Origin of the sequence: Sphingobacterium sp. Mn56C (assembly GCF_049319645.1) — a bacterium.
Lineage (GTDB): Bacteria > Bacteroidota > Bacteroidia > Sphingobacteriales > Sphingobacteriaceae > Sphingobacterium.
The window spans coordinates 1,585,630-1,603,259 of sequence record NZ_JBMOUC010000001.1 but is presented as its reverse complement, the minus strand read 5'-3'; the positions used below and the strand labels follow the sequence as shown (position 1 = coordinate 1,603,259).

The 17,630-nt window shown below is 41.1% G+C and carries 13 protein-coding genes; 9 read left to right on the top strand and 4 right to left on the bottom strand.

Annotated features, from left to right (window positions below; translation table 11 throughout):
• Window positions 1-185 precede the first annotated feature (185 nt).
• Both ACL9RF_RS06760 and ACL9RF_RS06755 read left to right on the top strand, forming a co-directional pair.
• The gene (locus ACL9RF_RS06760) at window positions 186-1,070 is read left to right on the top strand and encodes an ABC transporter ATP-binding protein (protein WP_422799841.1); all 885 of its coding nucleotides are present in this window, start codon (window positions 186-188) and stop codon (window positions 1,068-1,070) included.
• The gene (locus ACL9RF_RS06755; protein ID WP_422799840.1) at window positions 1,063-4,710 is read left to right on the top strand and encodes an ABC transporter permease/M1 family aminopeptidase; all 3,648 of its coding nucleotides are present in this window, start codon (window positions 1,063-1,065) and stop codon (window positions 4,708-4,710) included. The genes ACL9RF_RS06760 and ACL9RF_RS06755 overlap by 8 nt, the downstream gene beginning before the upstream one ends.
• 80 nt (window positions 4,711-4,790) lie before the next feature.
• Here ACL9RF_RS06755 and ACL9RF_RS06750 read toward each other — a convergent pair whose 3' ends face one another.
• Window positions 4,791-5,579: a Cof-type HAD-IIB family hydrolase gene (locus tag ACL9RF_RS06750; RefSeq protein ID WP_422799839.1), complete on the bottom strand. Its 789-nt coding sequence runs from the start codon at window positions 5,577-5,579 to the stop codon at window positions 4,791-4,793.
• Between the two features lie 105 nt (window positions 5,580-5,684).
• On the opposite strand from ACL9RF_RS06750, the gene ACL9RF_RS06745 reads away from it, so the two are divergent.
• A complete protein-coding gene (locus tag ACL9RF_RS06745; RefSeq protein ID WP_422799838.1) occupies window positions 5,685-6,875 on the top strand; it encodes a class I SAM-dependent methyltransferase in 1,191 nt (396 codons plus the stop codon).
• On the opposite strand, the gene ACL9RF_RS06740 is transcribed toward ACL9RF_RS06745, so the two are convergent.
• The 3 genes from ACL9RF_RS06740 to ACL9RF_RS06730 all read right to left on the bottom strand — a co-directional run bounded on the left by ACL9RF_RS06740 (window position 6,872) and on the right by ACL9RF_RS06730 (window position 10,955).
• The gene (locus ACL9RF_RS06740) at window positions 6,872-7,258 is read right to left on the bottom strand and encodes a VOC family protein (protein WP_422799837.1); all 387 of its coding nucleotides are present in this window, start codon (window positions 7,256-7,258) and stop codon (window positions 6,872-6,874) included. The two genes, ACL9RF_RS06745 and ACL9RF_RS06740, sit on opposite strands and share 4 nt — an antisense overlap.
• 18 nt (window positions 7,259-7,276) lie before the next feature.
• Entirely contained in the window at window positions 7,277-8,167 is an 891-nt protein-coding gene (locus ACL9RF_RS06735; RefSeq protein ID WP_422799836.1) for a DUF72 domain-containing protein, read from the bottom strand.
• Between the two features lie 124 nt (window positions 8,168-8,291).
• The gene (locus ACL9RF_RS06730; RefSeq protein WP_422799835.1) at window positions 8,292-10,955 is read right to left on the bottom strand and encodes a heavy metal translocating P-type ATPase; all 2,664 of its coding nucleotides are present in this window, start codon (window positions 10,953-10,955) and stop codon (window positions 8,292-8,294) included.
• A 174-nt stretch (window positions 10,956-11,129) separates the two neighbouring features.
• On the opposite strand from ACL9RF_RS06730, the gene ACL9RF_RS06725 reads away from it, so the two are divergent.
• The 6 genes from ACL9RF_RS06725 to ACL9RF_RS06700 all read left to right on the top strand — a co-directional run bounded on the left by ACL9RF_RS06725 (window position 11,130) and on the right by ACL9RF_RS06700 (window position 17,626).
• On the top strand, window positions 11,130-12,011 hold the full coding sequence (locus ACL9RF_RS06725; protein ID WP_422799834.1) for a tyrosine-type recombinase/integrase: 882 nt from the start codon (window positions 11,130-11,132) through the stop codon (window positions 12,009-12,011).
• A gap of 13 nt (window positions 12,012-12,024) precedes the next feature.
• Window positions 12,025-12,369, top strand: coding sequence for a ribosome hibernation-promoting factor, HPF/YfiA family (hpf, locus tag ACL9RF_RS06720; RefSeq protein ID WP_422799833.1), 345 nt, complete (start codon window positions 12,025-12,027; stop codon window positions 12,367-12,369).
• 250 nt (window positions 12,370-12,619) lie between these two features.
• On the top strand, window positions 12,620-12,979 hold the full coding sequence (locus ACL9RF_RS06715) for a DUF6686 family protein (protein ID WP_422799832.1): 360 nt from the start codon (window positions 12,620-12,622) through the stop codon (window positions 12,977-12,979).
• A gap of 192 nt (window positions 12,980-13,171) precedes the next feature.
• Window positions 13,172-13,699, top strand: coding sequence for a ferritin (locus tag ACL9RF_RS06710; RefSeq protein ID WP_422799831.1), 528 nt, complete (start codon window positions 13,172-13,174; stop codon window positions 13,697-13,699).
• Window positions 13,700-13,961: 262 nt separating this feature from the next.
• Window positions 13,962-16,655, top strand: coding sequence for an outer membrane beta-barrel protein (locus ACL9RF_RS06705; protein ID WP_422799830.1), 2,694 nt, complete (start codon window positions 13,962-13,964; stop codon window positions 16,653-16,655).
• Window positions 16,655-17,626: an NAD(P)H-quinone oxidoreductase gene (locus tag ACL9RF_RS06700; RefSeq protein ID WP_422799829.1), complete on the top strand. Its 972-nt coding sequence runs from the start codon at window positions 16,655-16,657 to the stop codon at window positions 17,624-17,626. Before ACL9RF_RS06705 ends, ACL9RF_RS06700 begins: the two co-directional genes overlap by 1 nt.
• Window positions 17,627-17,630 lie beyond the last annotated feature (4 nt).

Here is a 17,630-nt window from a genome sequence, read left to right as displayed (position 1 = left end):
CACAAATTTTCAGTTTCTTAGTTTTTCAGTTTCTCCAGTTTGGATTTTACCAATTTTAGAATCTTCACTTAGGCATGTGCTCTTCCGGCTTGTTCTACAGGTATTTCTGCGGCTGGCTGTAACAAAATTTAAATAAGGTGTACTAATACTGTATATTTATAAAACTGGTATTAATACATGAAATTATGACTTTAAAGATTAACCAATTAACGAAGACTTATAATAATGGCGTAAAGGCATTAGATCAGATAGATTTAGAAATTGGCGTTGGGATGTTTGGTCTGCTTGGTCCAAATGGTGCAGGCAAATCCTCCTTGATGCGTACGATTGCAACATTACAACAACCCGATACAGGAACCGTAATCTTTAATGGGATTAATACTTTCGAAAACCAAATGGACTTCCGTAAGGTGCTGGGATACCTGCCGCAAGAGTTTGGCGTGTACCCGAATCTGTCTGCAGCAGATCTGCTGTCCTACTTCGCCCAGCTCAAGGGAATATCCGCTGCAAATGATCGAAAGAAAATCGTAAACGAGGTTTTGGCCATAACCAACCTTTATGAGGTACGTAACCGAAATGTAAGCGGCTACTCGGGCGGTATGAAGCAGCGTTTCGGCATTGCTCAGCTGTTGTTAAATAACCCGAAACTTATTATTGTCGATGAGCCTACGGCAGGATTAGACCCGGCAGAACGCCATCGTTTTCTTAATGTTTTACGGGAGATTGGTACATCCAATACGGTCATTTTTTCTACACATATAGTCGATGATGTACGCGAGTTATGCCATGAGCTAGCCATTATTAATGGCGGGAGAGTACTTTTCCGCGGTACATCCACCGAAGGTGAGCAGGCCTTAGAAGGAAAAATATGGTCTACGGTGGTGCCTAGAGATAACTATGAAGCGCTATCGCTACAGCATAATGTTATCTTTGCCAACTATAATCCCGACAATACCTTAAATGTGCGGGTATATAGTGAAGCCTTTCCTGGTGAAGGTTTTGTGGCAGCAAAACCCCAATTAGAGGATGTATATTTTGTTTCATTAAAGAAAGACGCGGCCCATGTTTAAAGTAATTTTTAATGTAGAGGTCAAAAGATGGCTCAATACACCCACATTTTACATCTATTGTGTCGTATTTTTTGCGCTGTCATGTTTTACGATGGCCTCCGCCTTGGGGGTATTTGATGGGGTTAAGGCTACCTCATTTTCTCCGATTAAGATGAATTCTGCCATACAGATCAATGCCTTCTTAAACAGCCTGTCTACGTATGTTTATTTCCTCTTGCCGACCATTATTGGCGCTTCGGTATACCGGGATTATAAATACCAAATGCATAATATGCTGTTTTCATATCCCTTAACGAAGCGATCTTACCTGGCGGCAAAGTTTTTGAGTGCACTGAGTATTACCATCGCCATTGTAATAACCATCATTCTGGGTTTTATTGCTGCACAGTTTATTCCTACCATAAACCAGGAATTGTTAGGCCCAACAAAACCATGGGCCTACCTGCAGGCACTTATAATTTTAATTATTCCTAATCTTATTTTATTCGGAGCTATTGTCTTTGCGGTGGTAACCTACGCAAGGAATATTTACGTAGGTTTTATTGTTATTGTTATCCTTTTTGTATTGCAGACTGTCATTGCTTTGTTAACGCAGGATATGGACAATAGGTATTTTGCGGCTTTAGTAGATCCCTTTGGTATGGAGCCTTTAATGTATTACACCAAGTATTGGACTATACAGGAGCAGAATAACCGAAATCTGCCTTTTGAAGGTGTTATACTGTACAATAGGTTGTTATGGCTGGGCGTAGCCTCCCTAATCCTGGGGTATGTGTACAAAACCTTTAGCTTTAGTCAAGCAGGTGCCTCTTTATTCCGCAAAAAAATTGGCGAACGTGTGGTGAAGAATAACTTCGGAAGTATTATTCGCATTAATTTGCCTGCTGTAAAATTTGATTTCTCCTTTCTAGCCAGATTAAAGTTGGCCTGGAATATTTCGAACTATGATTTTAAAGCTATTGTAAGAAACTGGACTTTTATTGTGGTGCTTTTTATTACCGTATTAATGACCCTGCTGGTTACCTCGATAATGGGGCAGGTATATGGTACGGAAACCTACCCACTGACTTGGAAGATGCTCGATACCATTGGTTCTACTTATAGTTTCTTTTTACAGATTTTAATATTCTTATTTTCGGGGATATTGATTCAGCGTGCCCGCATTGACCGGATGAATTTGCTGATAGAAGCCACCTCTGTACCGAATTGGGTAATGTGGTTTTCGAAATTTTTGGCCTTGCTGAAAATGGTGTGTTTTGTGCTTTTTATTAGCATGTTATCGGCCATTGGCTACCAGATATATAAGGGATACTATCATTTTGAAATAGGTCTTTATATTCAGAATCTGTTTGGCTTTGGTTTGCTCCGGTATGTAGTTTTAATTCTATTTGCCCTATTTATACAATCGCTATTTACCAATAATGTTGCCGGCTTTATGCTGTGTTTATTTATTTTAATTGGCATGCCTTTGCTGGGTGAGATTGGCGTGGAGCAGAAAATTTTTAAATTTAATGCCGGTCCGAGCCTGGACTATTCCGATATGAATGGTTTCGGTGCCTTCCGGGATTTTGTGATTTATAAAATCTATTGGATACTATTTACGTTGGTGCTTAGCGTACTGGCACTTCTGTTATGGCGCAGAGGGATTGTATCTTCTGTAAAGGAAAGGTTATTGCTGGCTAAAAAGCGTTTTACACCGGTACTGTATATTCCATTATTTCTATTTTTAGCCGCATTCATATCCCTTGGAGCTGTTATTTATTACCACGATAATGTGTTAAATACCTACGTATCAGCACAACAGCAGGAGCAGCAACGCGTAGACTATGAATTAAAATATAAGCGTTACCAGGATATGGGGCAACCTCGTATTGTTGCTACAAAGGTAGACTTGGATTTGTACCCTACAGCCAGATCTTATCAGGCTTTGGTAGCTTATACCTTAAAAAATAAAACCCATAGCCCTATAGACACCATACTGGTGCAAACGAGTGAGGTGCTTCAGCATATTAAATTCGGTAAAGAGGCCAAACTTGTTGTTAAGGATACGGTTTTACATGTAAGTATTTATGCGTTGGCACAACCGTTGGCACCCGGCGACTCCTTGGCGATGTTAAGCTCCTTAAAGAGTAAAAGCAACACCTTTTTAGTCGATCGATCGGGGGTATTGGAAAATGGTACATTTTTTAACAACAGTATTTTTCCAAGTTTGGGTTACGATGACCGGGGTGAACTCGACAATAATATGATCCGAGCCAAGTATAATCTTCCCGCGAAGGAGCGCATGAAGGACCCTCGGGATAGCAGTGCACTGATGGACAATTATATTTCCAACGATGCGGATTGGATACGCTTTGAGACTACCATCAGCACCGATGAAGACCAGATTGCTATTGCTCCTGGATACCTTATTAAGGAGTGGTCTGAAAAGGGGCGCCGTTATTTCCACTATAAAATGGATCAGAAGATGCTGAATTTCTATTCTTTTATATCGGCACGTTTTGCCGTTAAAAAGGAAAAATGGGAGGGCCTAAACCTGGAGATTTATTACCATAAAGATCACGACTATAATTTAGATCGTATGATGACGGCGATAAAGAAATCCTTTGCCTATTATGGAAAAGAGTTTAGTCCCTATCAATTTTCACAGATCCGTATAATCGAGTTTCCAAAGGTTTACGGTTCCTTTGCGCAGGCTTTTGCGAATACCGTACCTTTTTCGGAAACCATAGGTTTTGTGGCTCAGGTAAATGACGAGGATCCGAATAGTGTGGATTACCCGTTTTCTGTTACCTCACACGAGTTGGCACACCAATGGTGGGCGCACCAAGTGATTGGCGCTAATGTTAAAGGAGCAACAATGCTTTCCGAGTCGTTGGCAGAATACAGCTCCTTGAAGGTGCTAGAAAAGACCTATGGAAAAGGACAGATGCGCAAATTCCTGAAAGAGGCCTTGGATAACTACCTTACTGGTAGAAAAATGGAAGCATTCAAAGAAAACCCATTGATGTACAATGAGAACCAGACGTATATACACTACAATAAAGGGTCTTTGGTTATGTATGCCATGAGCGACCTAATGGGGGAAAAAGAGTTCAATAATTTCCTGAAGGGTTATATACAGCAGGTAGGTTTTCAAGAGCCTCCTTATACGACAGCAATAGCTTTTGTAGATCTCCTAAAACAGCAGGTACCGGATTCTTTGCGATATGCTGTTCAGGATATGTATGAAACCATAACTTTATATGATAATGCGGTAAAAACGGTGTCGTCAAAAAAGATTAACGATAGCAAATACCAGGTAGATATCGAGTTTAATGTCGCGAAATACCGGGCCGATGAAAAGGGGATGAAAAGTTATACCGATGGTGCTGTAGATCCATTACGGTATACGTCAAAGACCGATACCCTGCAATCGCTGCCCCTGGCCGATTATATTGAAATAGGCATATTTGGCGAACCCGAGAAAGTTAAAGGGAAATATACGGTAGACAAGGTGCTGTTCCTTAAAAAGTATAAAGTAGATAAAATACATAATAAAGTAAGCATCTATGTCGATAAAAAACCTTTTGAAGTAGGCGTAGATCCCTACAACAAGTTAATCGATACCAATTCTGAAGATAACAGAAAAAGAATCTAACAACATCATCAACAACGACATCAACAAAAGCGCCTTAGCCATAAATTTTCTAAGGCGCTTTTATATGCTGCTGATGAAGCTTACAAAACCGAAAAATGTTTTAATGCATTCCATATTCCATCACTGTCCACATCATCGGTTACATAATCTGCAATGGCTTTAACCTCAGGGTTGGCATTTCCCATTGCAATGCCAAGGTTTACATGCTGCAACATGGTAATATCGTTGCCACCATCGCCAAAGGCCATGGTATGTGCCAGGTCTATCCCAAAATGTTTACAGAAGATATCGATACCCACCTTTTTACTTTGTCCTGCCGGGTTTACATCCGCAAAAAGGGGTGTCCAGCGTGAGGCGAGCGAGTTGGGCATAATACCAGCCATAAAATCTTTCTCTTCATCGGGACTGATAAAGATATTGGTCTGTAATATAGATGCCGGGTCTACGTTTTCGATATCCACAGGCTTCGGTACAGGAAGATTTAGGTGCGCATACATGCCGGCAATCTCGGGTGTTACATCATGAATGGTTATTTCCTGTTCCGACATTAAGGAAAAGCTTAAAGGCTGCTGTTTAGCATAGTTTAAAAGTGCTTTAATATCGCGCGGATCGATGGTTTTCTTTAACAATATATGTCCTTCCTGCGATACGCAGTAACCACCATTAAATGTTATGTAACCATCAAAATTTAAATATTTCACATGGTCTATACTAGTAATTGCACGGCCTGTGCTGAGGATAGTTTTTATGCCTTTTGCTTGCAGCTGTGCGATGGCTTCCTCGGTAGAGGGCGATACTTCATGGGTTTTAAAACTTAATAAGGTGCCATCAATATCAAAGAAGACAGCTTTAATGGTTGGACTCTGCATGATAATAAACTGTATTGGTGTGTAGCTCAAAAGTAAAAAGATAAACCACAAAAGTCAACTTAGACCTACTATTTCCTATCTTTGCCCCAAAATAATTATTCTACGATGTCGGTATTACCATCTTTTATAACAAAACTTCAGTTAAGTATTGAAAATAATGATTTCATAAAATTATCCTTAGGAAATTATAAAGGTCAGGAAGCTAACCTTAAGAATATATATATTAAACTGGTGCTGTTAAAAAGAGTGCCTAAACTTTCGTTTACTTTTCGGTATAAAACAAGAGATATCACCAAAAATTTTGAAATCGACACTGGAATTGCTCAGGTAACCGAGTATCTGTCTACGGGTTTTGGCGCAGCAACCTTGTTTACGACTGCAGAGAATTTAGTGGCTCAGCTAAATAAAAAAGGTGCTTGGTTTGTAAAATCCGAAAAACCCACAGCTACTAAGCTTGCGGGGCTTAGCCATGACCAGGTGAAGGAGCGTAAGGTGGTCGGTGTTAATAAGCGTTACCTGCAAGATTTACGCTTGATGGACGCTAACGGACAGGTGTATAATGCGGCGCAGGATAAATGGAAACAGATAAACCATTATATCGAACTCCTGAGCACAGCGCTGCAGGCTATTCCGGCAAAGGAGCAGCTGCAAGTTGTAGACATGGGGGCCGGGAAGGGGTATCTTACCTTTGCCCTTTACGATTTTTTAAACAATACCTTGCATAAAAATGCACAGGTGTTGGGTGTAGAGTACCGACAGGATTTGGTTGATCTGTGTAATACTATTGCAGAGAATGCTTCGTTTGCAAACTTAGGTTTTGTGCAGGGCACTATTGAGGACTATAAACCTGCAGGAGACTTGGATATTCTTATTGCCTTACACGCCTGCGATACGGCTACCGATGATGCGCTGTTTAAGGGAATTACCCATAATGCCGACCTTATCGTTGTTGCACCTTGCTGCCATAAGCAGGTTCGTCGCGAACTCGAGCGTATAAAGGCTGTTAATGACTTGGATTTTTTAACCAAACACGGCATTTTTATGGAGCGCCATGCGGAGATGCTTACCGACGGCATACGGTCTTTAATTTTAGAGTATTATGGGTACCAAACTAAGGTTATGCAGTTTGTATCGGATGCACATACGGCGAAAAACGTCATGATTCTGGCCGTTAAAAAACAAGTAGACCCTGTAAAACAGCGCGAAATTTTGGATAAAATTAAAGCGGTAAAAGCGTATTATGGTATAGAGTACCAACATTTGGAGCGTCTGTGTGGACTAGGAGGCTTGGTTTAGGACTCGTATAGCTCTAAGGGTAGGCCGTCGGGATCTTGAAAGAAAGTGAATTTTCTTTCTGTGATCTCGTCGATGCGTATGCCTTCGGTTTTTATGCCTTGATTTTCAAGTTTTACAATCCAGCTTTCGATATCTTCTACGGCAAAGGCAAGGTGTCGTAATCCCAAAGCCTCCGGAAAAGAGGGGCGTGGTACGTAGGCTGGAAAGGAAAATAGCTCGATAACGTAATGGTCGTTTAATGCCAGATCCAATTTATACGAGTCTCGGCCCTCCCGGTACGTTTCCTGAATAACCGATAAACCCAATATTTCGGTATAAAAATGCTTTGATCGTTGATAATCGCTAACAATAATAGCGATATGATGGATGCCCTTTAGTTTCATTTTCTGAGATTTGTAGTTTTAGATATGTATGGATCCGCTGTTTACGGTTTTTTGTGGTATATATATAGTTGAGCCTAAGGCTAGGTTGAGGTTTTCGATAAAATAGGCCGCCAATAAAGGTGTTTCTACATCTATTTTTTGATGGATGAAAAAGTTTAACTGCTGTAATCCTGCTTCTTTCCATTGCACAATCGTAGTAATCCATTCGTCCAAGCGTTTATAGTCGAGCGCATGGTTGGCACTCACAAATCGTACAAATGCTGTGGGGCTTGTAAGACGCATATGCAGCATATCACGACGACCGGGGGTATCTACAATCGTATTCGTCATCTTATTTTCTTCCAACAGTAGGAAGTAAGTTTCCGCAATCTCAGGCGTAAACCATTCTTGGTTACGCACCTCTACCGACAAGGGGTAACCTTTCGGGAATTTACGTAAAAACTCGGCAAGGCGGTCTATGTTTTTGGGTTTAAAGTTTTCTATCATCTGCAGAAAAGCCATTCCCAGTTTATCTTCAAACAGTACCGTAGCGTCTACAAAGGCCTCCACTTTTTCATCGGTACGCAAAAGCCTGCTGTAATGGCTTATCGACTGCGGAATTTTGGGGAAGAACTTAAAATCTGCCGGCGTTTTATCGCGCCAGGTCTCTACTTGCTGTTTCGAAGGGCTGCTATAAAATGTTGCATTGAGTTCGATAGCATTAAACTGCGTAGCATAGTAGGTAAGCTCATCTTTAGTTCCACGGGGGTAAAAACCTTTTAAATCCGCGCGCGTCCATTTGGCACAGCCTATAAAAATCGCTAAAGGCTCATCGTTTTTATACCTTTGCAGCAGTTGAATCGTACGGTCAGGGCTTGGAGGAATGGTAAAATCTATTTGTGATGGGTCTGTAACTTGTCCGAATTTCATGCTGTTAAAATAAAAAATTACTACCTTTTAAACATCCGCGATAGAGCGTCTTTGGAAGGCCCATAGAAATGGCCTTCCAAAGACGCTAATTTCAGCATTACACTAATCTTTTCCTAATGCCTTGTTAAATCTTTTTAATGTTTAATCGTAAGGAGTTGGCGATAACCGAAACAGAGCTTAAGCTCATGGCCGCAGCAGCCAGCATGGGCGACATTAATAGGCCAAAGGCAGGGTAGAGCAAACCCGCTGCAACGGGAATGCCGATAACATTATATAAAAATGCGAAAAGCAGGTTTTCCTTAATGTTACGCATCATCAGGCGACTAAGGTCGATGGCTTTTGATACCCCAGATAACTCGCCCTTAAGTAGGGTGATATCTGCGCTTTGGATGGCAACATCCGTTCCCGAGCCCATCGCAATACCAATATCGGCTTGCGTTAGCGCCGGAGCATCGTTGATACCATCACCAGCCATGGCGACCACCTTACCTTCCTGCTGCATGGCTTGTATAACCGCTAATTTATCCTGCGGTAACAAGCGAGCCTTAAAGCTATCTATACCCGTCTCCTGGGCTACAGCTTCGGCGGTTAGTTCATTATCCCCCGTAAGCATAACGACCTCCATTCCTAAACGCTGCACATGGGAAACGATAGCCTTGGCATTGGTTTTAACCCGATCTTTTATGGCTATATATCCCGCGTAGGCATCATCTACGGCAAGGTAAGACACCGACGACCCGGTCGACTGCAGTTTTTGGATTTCAGAAACGATATGCTCGGGTATATAAATATGGTGGTCTGCTAAGAGCGCTGCATTGCCCAATAACGCCTTCATATGGAAAACATTAGCCGAGACTCCCTTTCCGGTTATATTGGTGAAATTGGTAATATCAATGGTTGCTAAGGCCTCGGTTTTAGCCTGGTTTACCATGGCTTGCGCCAAGGGGTGGGAGCTATGTATGTTGATCGATGCAGCTAGCTGCAGCACATCCGCATCACTAAATTTATCTGTTCCTTTATACGCACTAACGACCGGTTTTCCTTCCGTTATAGTACCAGTTTTGTCGACAACAAGCACATTGGTTTTCTGCAAGGACTCCAACGCTTCTGCCTTTTTAATAAGTATACCATTTTTGGCCCCTTTCCCAATACTTACCATTACCGACATGGGCGTGGCAAGGCCGAGTGCACAAGGGCAGGCTACGATAAGCACGGCCAATGCATTGGTAATTGCGTAGGCCCAGTGGTTGTCGATTCCACTAAAAGCCCATAGTATAAAGGTCAGGGCAGCAATGGCCATTACTACCGGCACAAATATCCGCGATATACGGTCGGTGAGTTTTTGTATAGGGGCTTGGCTACGGCTAGCCTCATTGACAAGCTTTATAATTTGCGCTAGCACAGTTTCTGAACCGATATGCTGCGCCTCCATAACAAAACTTTGATTTCCATTGAGGGTGCCGCCAATTACGGCATCGCCCTGCTTTTTTTCGACAGGAATAGACTCTCCAGTAAGCATGGACTCGTCTATGGCCGAGCTCCCTTCGGTAATAACGCCATCAATCGGAACTTTATCGCCTGGGCGTACACGTAAGGTATAACCTTTCTGGATGTCGGACACAGCGATGCGCTCTTCCGTGCCATCGTGTAGCCAAATTGCCTCTGCCGGTGTCAATTTTATCAGTTCCTTAATGGCCGTATTGGTCTTTGAATGCGCCTTTGCCTCCATTAATTGACCCAGGATTACCAGGGTTATTATTACCACGACAGATTCAAAGTATAACGGTGCATGCCCATGGTCACTCCACATTTCTTCCGGCAATAGATGCGGAAACACTAAGGCTATAACACTGAAAATAAACGCTGCAGCCGTGCCTAACGCAATTAAGCTAAACATATTAAGATTCCAGGTTTTGAACGACGTCCAGCCCCTTTGAAAGAAAGTCCATCCGGTATAGAAAATAACGGGCAGCGTTAAGAGCAGCTGTATCCATCCGTTAATCTGATGCGGTATAAATTTACTCACCGGCTGTCCGGGCAGCATATCACCCATAGCCATAAAAAATATCGGCAAGGTAAAAATAAGACTTATCCTAAATTTATGCTTCCAGTCATTATATGCACTATCTTCCTCTTCGGTCTGCTGATTGGCCTGCAAATCCATACCGCAGATAGAGCATACGCCTGGTTTATCACTTTGTACCTCGGGGTGCATAGGGCAGGAGAATACTACCTTTAACGATGTTTCGGGGATTTTTTCCAGGTTCATACCACAAACGGGGCAGCTCCCAAATACGTCGTAAACTTTATCGCCTTCACACATCATGGGGCAGTAGTATTTTCCGGCATGGTTGGCATTTGCCAACAGCAGACTGCTATCCTGCTGCTGTTGATGCATAGGTTTATGCAGTCCCACTCCCTCCAGGGGGGAAAGGAACATATTACATACAGGGCATCGCCCTTTTGCTGTGTATATTTTATCCTGCCCTTCGCAATACATGGGGCAGATGTATTGATGGCTAGGCGAGTCGACAATATCGTCGACGGTTTTGGCTGCAGGCTGCTGTGGCGCCATTCCCTTTTCATGAACCTGATAATGACCGCCCAATTCATTAAGCTTTTGCTGTAGTATCGCTGTATCGACAGGCGCCTCACTGACAATTTCAGCTTGACCATTTGCGAGTGTAACTTGAGCCTGTAGTCCTTCAATTTCATTTAATTTTTTCTCCACATTTGTTCGGCAGCCGTTGCAGGTCATTCCCGTAACTTCATATATATGTTTATGCATACGATTCATTTATTATAGTATAGTAATGTATATACTACAAATTTCAGCTTTAAATGTTGATGAACGGTTATATAATTTTAAAGAATATTTATGTTTTTTTAACCAACTAAACCCGTAGATTACTATTTTATTTCGAATAAAAATTTATATATTGAGCGCTATAATTCGGGAGTAATGATGAAGGAGAAGTTTTTAAACTATTTGACTTTTGAGCGACGCTATTCGCCGCATACAATTAGGGCTTATAGTCTGGAAATACAGGTTTTCTTGGATTTTGTCCAAGCAGAGGAGATTGCATTTGAGGATATAGATTTTCGGTTTATGCGGTATTATTTCGCTACGGTGAAAGAAGGCGGTAAAGACCCGGCTTCGGTAAATCGCGGAATATCTGCAATACGTTCTTTCTTTAAATTCCTGCAACGTGAGAATTTTGTGGCCTCAAATCCGATGCGCCTTATTCAGGCGCTAAAAACGGGTAAAAAACTTCCTGTGGTCGTCGATAAAGTAAAGATGACAGGTCTCCTGGAACAGATGGAAGAGGTGGAGGATAGTTTTATTGGAAGTCGTGATTTTATTATTATGGAGCTGTTATTCGGCACGGGCATAAGGCTTTCCGAATTATTGCAGATAAAAGAGCGTGATATTGATTTTTACAGTAAAAAAATACGTATATTCGGAAAAAGAGGGAAAGAAAGATTTGTCCCTATACACTCAACCTTAATAGAAGAACTTAAAAAGTATTTAGCGAAAAAAAATTTAACACCCTTAGAAAACATTTCCGAATATTTGGTCGTTACTAAAGAAGGGAAAAAGGCGTATGCAAAATTGATTTATCGTGTAGTGAATAAGTATCTAAGTATGATAACTTCCCAACAGAAAAGAAGCCCTCATATTTTGAGACATAGCTTTGCTACTGCGTTATTGGACAATGGAGCGGATTTAAATGCTATTAAAGAATTATTAGGTCATGCCGGATTGGCGGCTACACAGGTGTACACCCATAATTCGGCTGAACGTTTAAAGTCAATTTATAAACAAGCACATCCAAAAGCTTAAAAAAGGAGGAAAAATGAACATTACAGTGCAATCGATTAAATTTGATGCGGATCAAAAATTGGTAGATTTTATCAAAAGAAAAACGGGCAAGCTTGAGCAGTTTTTAGATAATATTATTGAAGGATTTTGCTATTTGCGCTTGGAAAATGTAGACGATGAATTTAATAAAGTCGTTGAATTAAAATTCAATATTCCGGGAAGTCAACTGTTTGCAAAGTCGCAGGCGAAATCATTTGAAGAAGCCACAGATCTTGCTGTTGAATCGTTAAGGCGACAGATAAACAAGCATAAAACTAAAACACGTAATAACGGTAGTAACCATAAAGAAATCCTATCGACCGAAGGGGAGGATTTTTAAAGGAAATAGATAAGATAGAAAACAGCTTGGCGACAAGCTGTTTTTTTTTGTCTTTAAAAATTAAAGAATTTAAATATTTCAAGGGGTGAAGATGTACCTATTTTTTGTATTTATGGTTTTCAAGGCGATGGCATACCCCCGGTCTTAGCTGGAGGCGAAATATATTTTTTCATTTATTTGGATTAATTCTTAACAAGGTTTATATTTGTTGCATTAAGCATTTACTTTGATTAAGCATAAGTTTTAGCAGATGATTTGTCCATTAGCACAGGTAGAAGAAGTTTTTAAGACAGCCCAAGGATCGGTGTACCAGTGTAGCCGTAAAAACTGTTACTTTTTGGAATTTTTAGGTGGTACCACGGCTTTTAATGTGCGTGATTTCTTTAGGTTGAAAAAACATATCGATGCCATCGATGTGGAGCAAATGATTTGTGATGCATCCCGCACTGCTGATTTTGAAATTGTTATGCCTTTCCGCTCGGACCGTTGCTTTATTTTGGATGTGCAGGATATCCTAAACTTGCGCGAATTGTTGGCCGGAGCCAAATTTATGTTGGAATTGAATGGTCAGATTAATTCCATATTACGCCGTGGTGCTGTAATGGCATAGGGGCTATCTTGCTTTTTAATTATACTGATTCTAAACAGTTTACGTTTTTGTAGTCTAATTTAGACTGAATTTGTATTGCATATTTTTTATGTTTTAACTTAAGTTTCATTGTACCTTTGTTCAACGGCAAATGAGAAAAATAAGTTTGCTTTTGATTTTTTAACAAAGTAAGAAACTTTATAAAACGGCAATATGAAAGATCTATTGAAACTTAAAACATCTTTATCAGAAGATATCGAAAATATATTAAATGCACAGATTAAAGTTGAAGCACATTCTTCAGCATTGTACCTTGCTATGTCGGCTTGGTGTGATGATCAAGGCTTAGATAATGCGGCTTCATTTTTTGCAAAGCAATCGGATGAAGAGCGCGCACATATGTTAAAGATTTTTAACTACGTAAGCAGTCGTGGTGGAAAACCAATCTCCCCCGAGGTTACGAATATTCCGGTAGATTTTGAGTCTTTCCGTGGTGTTTTCGAACAAGCTTTAGTGCAAGAAATGTTCGTTACGGAACAATTTAATTCAATTGCCGACAAATGTATGTTGGCTAAAGATTACGTAACATTTAACTTCTTGGGATGGTTCTTAGAGGAGCAGGTTGAAGAGGAGTATGTTGCAAGACGTATCTTAGAATTGTTCGATGTAATCGGTGAAGAGGGTACTGGACGTTGGGAAATCGACAGACACTTGGTAAAAGTTACTTTCGCTGGCGAATAATTTCAGCGTAGCATTAGATAGAAAGGGGTTGTATTGTATTGTACAGCCCCTTTTTTTGTTTTTACTGCTGCGGGGTAGGCTGCTGTTAACCTGCTCCGACAGACTTATTGTCTCGAGTGGGATACGAAACGTAATAATTTATCGTTTTATAAAATATTGGGGGTAATTTCAAGTTTACCTAATAATAATTTTGTATATTAATCTCGTTGTTTATTTAAGCTAGATTTTGATATTTTTTGAGCATAAAATAAAGTCGATTGTATTGATTTTCGTATTCCAGTTCCTGGTAAATACTGTTTTTGCTCAGACAACTATTTGGGGTGCGGTGCAGGATAGCACTGGAAAGCCGCTAAAATCTGTGAGTATTCGTCTGGTTGTTGACCAGGATACCTTTTATCAAATTACCGATTTACAGGGCAAGTATAAGTTTCATCAAGGCAAAGTTGGTGATAATTCGCTTATATACAGTATGCTTGGGTACAAGACCGAACAGAAATCGGTACGTGTAGCGCAGGAGGAGGTTATAAAGGAGGTTCCGCTGTTGGTCATGGAGCCCTTTTCTACTGCTATTCCTTTTGTCCATGTTTTAAAGGTGGTGCCGATTGTAAAAATCGGGGATACCACGCAATTTAACTTTGATGCCTTTAAGTTTAGACCGAGGTCTTTACTCTGGGAGGCGCTGCGCCAATTGCCTGGATTCCAGGTGACACGGGATGGAACTGTTTCTTATAATGGTCAAGTTATTCGGAAGGTGAAGGTGGATAATAAGGATTTTTTTGGTGGTGATATGCTGACGGCGACACAGAATCTTCCGGCAGATTTTATTAAAAACCTGCAACTGTTGGATTATAAGGATGATGTGACGCAAGAAACGGGGATGTTGTCGACCTCGACTGAAAAGATTATTAATATAAATTTACGGGAGGATAGTAAAAAAATTCACTTCGGACAGGTAACGGGTGGGGGCGGAACAAATGATCGTTATCTGGGTAGCTTTGGTATGAATAGGTACGATAATGGTGCCCAATTGTCGGTTTCAGGCTCTCTGAATAATACGAACACCAACTTATACTCGTATGAAAATCAAGGTGGCGCAGTGCGCGAACGCCGGACGATGGAGTATGGCGATTACCAGGATCCAGTCGATGGTTTGAATACGGTAAGCTCTTTAGGGGCCTCCGTATCGGATAAACTCAGTAAGCGTACTTCATTTAATGCTTCCTATAATTATGTGCGTCGGGATAACCGCACGGATGGTAATTCCCGGTTAACATCCTCCTATATTGGCAATACGATTACCCGAAATGAAACGTATAAAACGCATAATCGGGATCAAGTGCATAAAGCTAAATTTGATACGGAAACACGTTTCAACAATAACGACTTGTTAAAGATAGGTGCCAATTTTACTTTAAGTAAGTCTATATCTTACAACGATAAATCTACGGAGGTAAATAACTACAAAGTAAAAAATAATGGGGGTTACAGGGATAGTATAGATCAATATCTGCCGAATGGTGAGCTGCAGGCGCTCTATTCCAAGCACTTTAATAAGAAGGGCCGTAGGCTGGTGGGCACATTTTGGTTTAGCGGGAATAGTTTGGAACGCGATGAGCGTGTGAAGGAGAAGTATGAAGAATTTAGTGCTTTAGATACGGTTATTGGTCAATTTGAGCAGCGGCAAAAGATTTATCAACGTAACCAAAATACCAGCACCAAAGCTTCGGTAAGTTATGTGGAACCATTCTTTGAAAATAGTTTTTTTGAATTTAGTTATGAGTTTGAACTCAATAAAATTAATTCAGCAAGGGAGGTGTACGAACGGCTTGGCAAGCTTCCGACCAGTGGTTTGGATTCCTTGTTGAATATGGAGTATAACTATATGTTTCGCAGTAATCGAACGTCGTTGACTTATCAATATGAGCCTAATAAGAAATTTAAGATGAATGCCGGTTTTGCCGTGCAGCCGGTGTTGCTACGCGGTAATCAGTTGAATATGGGGGTGGATTATACGTATGATAATATCAATTTGGTGCCAACAGCAAATATCTTGTATAAGTTTAGTAAAGAGATGGACTGGCAGCTGGGGTATAAGGGTAAAAATAACCAGCCTTACTTTAACCAGATTGCCCCGCTAGTCGACAATACAAATTCGAGAAATGTAATCGTTGGAAATCCGGAATTGAAGGCTGAATTTGCCCATTCCTTTACGACTACTTTCCGTAGGGTAATCAGTTCGACAATGCAGAATTTTGAAACGAGTTTTGCATTTAATATGATTGCTAATAAAATTGTGAGCGATAAAAGCTCGGCACCAAATTCTACAACGCAGACTACAACCTTTAAAAATGCCGATGGTTATTTCGATTGGCGCTGGCATTATGGTTTTAATACCCCCTTTATTCACGAGAGTATACAGTTGGACCTGATTGGCGATTTGGATTATTATAATAACCTGTCGTTTATCGATCAACGAAAGCGTACCACGACACAGCTGCTGTTTAACCAGTCGGCACAGTTTAGGTTTCAGCTTGGCGATTATTTAGAGTCTATTTTAAATGCCAACTATGTATTGAATAAAACGGAGTATTCTATTCCTTTCCGTACGAAATTTAATGTTGAAACGTTATTTTTAGGATTGGGAGCCAAGGGCTATGTTTCGGATAATTTTTCCTTAGGCTTTGATATGTCGCAGCGTTATAACAGTGGGTATGCCAATAGTTTTATGAATGTAAACCAGACGATTATGAACGGCTTTTTAGAGCTTACCTGCTTGCCGAATAAATCGTTGTTGCTGCGCTTGCAGGGCTATGATTTATTTAACCAGAATAAGGATATGGGTATCTATTCGGAATATATTGGAAACGATGTTTATGAGGCCCGGAACAATAGGTTAGGGCGTTATTTTATGTTGTCCTTGAATATGCGTTTACAAAATTTTCATAAAAAGAAGTGATGCGAGCTATAGTATTAGAAAAATTCGGTGGCCCCGAGGTATTGACTACGCAAGAGCGGCCGGTTCCTGTAATTACGGCAGGGCAGGTGTTGGTACGCGTTGTTGCGGCAGGTATAAATCGCCCGGATGTGTTACAGCGATTGGGTAAGTATCCTGCCCCTGCAGGTGCGGTACAGGATATTCTGGGTTTGGAGTTGTCGGGGGTTGTGGAGCAGTGTGGCGCTGCGGTGTTGGGTTTAAGACCGGGTGATAGGGTTATGGCGCTTGTAGCCGGAGGCGCCTATGCCGAATATGTAGCCGTAGATTTTGGCTCCTGTATCCTGCTTCCGGACAGCCTTTCTTTTGTCGATGCTGCCGGTATGCCGGAGACAATTTTTACGGTATGGCATAATGTATTCCAGCGGGGGAGGTTGCAGCATGGAGAGACCTTATTGGTACATGGTGGATCAGGAGGAATTGGCAGCACGGCGATACAACTGGCTAAATGTTGGGGCGCACGGGTGGTTACGACAATAGGATCTGCCGAAAAGCGTGATTTTGTATTGGCTTTAGGTGCTGATGTGGCTATAAATTATAAGGAAGAAGACTTCGAAACAGCATTGGAAGCGGAAAAGGTGGATGTTATTCTGGATAGTATTGGGGGGCATTATTTCGCTGGTAATATTCGCATCCTACGCGAGGAGGGGCGTTTGCTGATTATTAATGCTATGGCAGGAGCTACCGTGTCGTTAAATTTAATGCAGGTTATGCAAAAGCGCATTCACATAACGGGAAGTACGTTGCGGAACCGTTCGCTGGAATTTAAAGCGGCTCTTGCGCAAGAAATTGTACAGCATGTTATGCCTTTGCTGCAGTCGGGTCTTTACAAAACGCCAATACATAAGGTGTTTTCGTTTGACGATGTTGTGCAGGCGCATACCATGATGGACAGCCGTGATTTTACCGGTAAATTAATCTTGAAATTTTTATAAACTG